At 64.8% G+C, this 1,078-nt stretch carries 1 protein-coding gene; it reads left to right on the top strand.

Features of this window, described 5'->3' with window-relative positions:
- The first annotated feature begins 103 nt into the window (after positions 1-103).
- Positions 104-1,066, top strand: coding sequence for an IS481 family transposase (locus CGZ93_RS14000; RefSeq protein WP_094364784.1), 963 nt, complete (start codon positions 104-106; stop codon positions 1,064-1,066).
- Positions 1,067-1,078: the final 12 nt, after the last annotated feature.

The following is a 1,078-nucleotide window of genomic DNA, read 5'->3' as shown; positions in this document are numbered from 1 at the left end:
TGTACCCGGCCAGGACGTTGGTAGCGGCGAGCCTGGTTGAACGAACGAGAACCTCCGAATGGGATGTGGCTTGTCGAAGGCCCACGCCAACCCGGAGGTTCTCATGTCCCACGGTAGTGCCCGATTGACCGTTCATGGTCGTCGATTGATCGTCCAGCGCCATCAGGCCGGCTGGAAGCAGGCCCACATCGCAGCCGCGATGGGGGTGTCGCGCAAGTGTGTGAAGACCTGGATCGACAGGTTCGCAGACGAGGGCGATCCCGGGCTGGTCACCCGCTCCTCGCGGCCGCACACGATGCCCACCCGGACCAGCGACGAGGTCGAGCAGAAAGTCCTCACCGCCCGTGCCGAGCATCGCCAGGGTCCCGATGTACTCGGCCCGAAACTCGGGATACCGGCCCGAACGGTGTCAAGGATCCTGCGCCGCCACCAGGTGCCGTGTCTGCGGGAGTGTGACCCGATGACCGGGGAGGTGATCCGCTCCTCGAAACAGACCGCGGTCCGCTACGAACGCGACCGTCCGGGCGAGTTGGTCCACATGGATGTGAAGAAGCTCGGCAAGATCCCCGACGGCGGTGGCTGGCGAGCCCACGGGCGCGGAGCCGGATCGATCCAACGCGACCGCAACACCCCGATCGGCTACGACTACGTGCACTCGATGATCGATGACCACTCCCGGCTGGCCTACTCCGAGGTCCTGCCCGACGAGAAGGGCGTCAGCTGCGCCGCGTTCCTCGAACGCGCGATCGCCTACTTCGCCGCACACGGCATCACCCGGATCGAACGCTTGATGACCGACAACGCCTGGGCCTACCGCTACTCGCTTCGCACTTTGTGCGCCGAGAACGGCATCACCCAGAAGTTCATCAAGCCGCACTGCCCCTGGCAGAACGGCAAAGTGGAGAGACTGAACCGCACCCTGGCCAGCGAATGGGCCTACCGGCAGGTCTTCACCAGCAACACCGAACGTGCCGCCGCACTTGCCCCTTGGCTCGAGCACTACAACACTGAACGATGCCACAGCGCACTCGGAGGCAAACCACCGATCAGCCGGCTACCAACCTGATGGCCGGGTACA

This window comes from Enemella dayhoffiae (assembly GCF_002250625.1).
Lineage (GTDB): Bacteria > Actinomycetota > Actinomycetes > Propionibacteriales > Propionibacteriaceae > Enemella > Enemella dayhoffiae.
This window is presented reverse-complemented; position numbering and strand designations above follow the sequence as displayed.